Source organism: Pseudomonas sp. ES4, assembly GCF_050586665.1.
GTDB classification, from domain to species: Bacteria; Pseudomonadota; Gammaproteobacteria; order Pseudomonadales; family Pseudomonadaceae; genus Aquipseudomonas; species Aquipseudomonas frederiksbergensis.
Map to the genome: position 1 here is coordinate 1 of NZ_JBOBDO010000050.1, position 3353 is coordinate 3353.

The following is a 3353-nucleotide window of genomic DNA, read 5'->3' on the forward strand; positions in this document are numbered from 1 at the left end:
TTGATTTCTAGTCTTTGATTAGATCGTTCTTTAAAAATTTGGGTATGTGATAGAAAGATAGACTGGACGTTACTTTCACTGGTAACGGATCAGGCTAAGGTAAAATTTGTGAGTTGCTCTTTGGAGCAAGAATCGAATTTTCGGCGAATGTCGTCTTCACAGTATAACCAGATTGCTTGGGGTTATATGGTCAAGTGAAGAAGCGCATACGGTGGATGCCTTGGCAGTCAGAGGCGATGAAAGACGTGGTAGCCTGCGAAAAGCTTCGGGGAGTCGGCAAACAGACTTTGATCCGGAGATGTCTGAATGGGGGAACCCAGCCATCATAAGATGGTTATCTTAAGCTGAATACATAGGCTTAAGAGGCGAACCAGGGGAACTGAAACATCTAAGTACCCTGAGGAAAAGAAATCAACCGAGATTCCCTTAGTAGTGGCGAGCGAACGGGGACTAGCCCTTAAGTGGCTTTGAGATTAGCGGAACGTTCTGGAAAGTACGGCCATAGTGGGTGATAGCCCTGTACGCGAAAATCTCTTAGTCATGAAATCGAGTAGGACGGAGCACGAGAAACTTTGTCTGAATATGGGGGGACCATCCTCCAAGGCTAAATACTACTGACTGACCGATAGTGAACTAGTACCGTGAGGGAAAGGCGAAAAGAACCCCGGAGAGGGGAGTGAAATAGATCCTGAAACCGTATGCGTACAAGCAGTGGGAGCCCACTTTGTTGGGTGACTGCGTACCTTTTGTATAATGGGTCAGCGACTTATTTTCAGTGGCGAGCTTAACCGAATAGGGGAGGCGTAGCGAAAGCGAGTCTTAATAGGGCGTCTAGTCGCTGGGAATAGACCCGAAACCGGGCGATCTATCCATGGGCAGGTTGAAGGTTGGGTAACACTAACTGGAGGACCGAACCGACTACCGTTGAAAAGTTAGCGGATGACCTGTGGATCGGAGTGAAAGGCTAATCAAGCTCGGAGATAGCTGGTTCTCCTCGAAAGCTATTTAGGTAGCGCCTCATGTATCACTGTAGGGGGTAGAGCACTGTTTCGGCTAGGGGGTCATCCCGACTTACCAAACCGATGCAAACTCCGAATACCTACAAGTGCCGAGCATGGGAGACACACGGCGGGTGCTAACGTCCGTCGTGAAAAGGGAAACAACCCAGACCGTCAGCTAAGGTCCCAAAGTTATGGTTAAGTGGGAAACGATGTGGGAAGGCTTAGACAGCTAGGAGGTTGGCTTAGAAGCAGCCACCCTTTAAAGAAAGCGTAATAGCTCACTAGTCGAGTCGGCCTGCGCGGAAGATGTAACGGGGCTCAAACCATACACCGAAGCTACGGGTATCACTTAGGTGATGCGGTAGAGGAGCGTTCTGTAAGCCTGTGAAGGTGAGTTGAGAAGCTTGCTGGAGGTATCAGAAGTGCGAATGCTGACATGAGTAACGACAATGGGTGTGAAAAACACCCACGCCGAAAGACCAAGGTTTCCTGCGCAACGTTAATCGACGCAGGGTTAGTCGGTCCCTAAGGCGAGGCTGAAAAGCGTAGTCGATGGAAAACAGGTTAATATTCCTGTACTTCTGGTTATTGCGATGGAGGGACGGAGAAGGCTAGGCCAGCTTGGCGTTGGTTGTCCAAGTTTAAGGTGGTAGGCTGGAATCTTAGGTAAATCCGGGATTCTAAGGCCGAGAGCTGATGACGAGTGTTCTTTTAGAACACGAAGTGGTTGATGCCATGCTTCCAAGAAAAGCTTCTAAGCTTCAGGTAACCAGGAACCGTACCCCAAACCGACACAGGTGGTTGGGTAGAGAATACCAAGGCGCTTGAGAGAACTCGGGTGAAGGAACTAGGCAAAATGGCACCGTAACTTCGGGAGAAGGTGCGCCGGTGAGGGTGAAGCATTTACTGCGTAAGCCCATGCCGGTCGAAGATACCAGGCCGCTGCGACTGTTTATTAAAAACACAGCACTCTGCAAACACGAAAGTGGACGTATAGGGTGTGACGCCTGCCCGGTGCCGGAAGGTTAATTGATGGGGTTAGCTAACGCGAAGCTCTTGATCGAAGCCCCGGTAAACGGCGGCCGTAACTATAACGGTCCTAAGGTAGCGAAATTCCTTGTCGGGTAAGTTCCGACCTGCACGAATGGCGTAACGATGGCGGCGCTGTCTCCACCCGAGACTCAGTGAAATTGAAATCGCTGTGAAGATGCAGTGTATCCGCGGCTAGACGGAAAGACCCCGTGAACCTTTACTATAGCTTTGCACTGGACTTTGAATTTGCTTGTGTAGGATAGGTGGGAGGCTTTGAAGCGTGGACGCCAGTTCGCGTGGAGCCAACCTTGAAATACCACCCTGGCAACTTTGAGGTTCTAACTCAGGTCCGTTATCCGGATCGAGGACAGTGTATGGTGGGTAGTTTGACTGGGGCGGTCTCCTCCTAAAGAGTAACGGAGGAGTACGAAGGTGCGCTCAGACCGGTCGGAAATCGGTCGTAGAGTATAAAGGCAAAAGCGCGCTTGACTGCGAGACAGACACGTCGAGCAGGTACGAAAGTAGGTCTTAGTGATCCGGTGGTTCTGTATGGAAGGGCCATCGCTCAACGGATAAAAGGTACTCCGGGGATAACAGGCTGATACCGCCCAAGAGTTCATATCGACGGCGGTGTTTGGCACCTCGATGTCGGCTCATCACATCCTGGGGCTGAAGCCGGTCCCAAGGGTATGGCTGTTCGCCATTTAAAGTGGTACGCGAGCTGGGTTTAGAACGTCGTGAGACAGTTCGGTCCCTATCTGCCGTGGACGTTTGAGATTTGAGAGGGGCTGCTCCTAGTACGAGAGGACCGGAGTGGACGAACCTCTGGTGTTCCGGTTGTCACGCCAGTGGCATTGCCGGGTAGCTATGTTCGGAATAGATAACCGCTGAAAGCATCTAAGCGGGAAACTAGCCTCAAGATGAGATCTCACTGGGACCTTGAGTCCCCTGAAGGGCCGTCGAAGACTACGACGTTGATAGGTTGGGTGTGTAAGCGCTGTGAGGCGTTGAGCTAACCAATACTAATTGCCCGTGAGGCTTGACCATATAACACCCAAGCAATTTGCATGCTTCGAGCTGAAAGGCAAAGGGCACCAGATTGCGGTGTGTGAAGACGAAACGAACCGAAAGTTCGAGATACTCACAAAACACCTGGCTATCACATACCCATTCGCTGGAGCGTGAACCTGCAAAGGCCCACGACCTGGCTACCGAATTTCTTGACGACCATAGAGCATTGGAACCACCTGATCCCATCCCGAACTCAGCAGTGAAACGATGCATCGCCGATGGTAGTGTGGGGTTTCCCCATGTGAGAGT

2 rRNA genes are annotated in these 3353 nt (G+C 51.0%); both read left to right on the top strand.

The features are described from left to right. Positions 1-188 precede the first annotated feature (188 nt). A 23S ribosomal RNA gene (locus tag ACQ4OB_RS27740) occupies positions 189-3080 on the top strand. 172 nt (positions 3081-3252) lie between these two features. Beyond that, positions 3253-3353: ribosomal RNA gene (gene rrf, locus ACQ4OB_RS27745) — 5S ribosomal RNA — on the top strand; the annotation flags it as partial.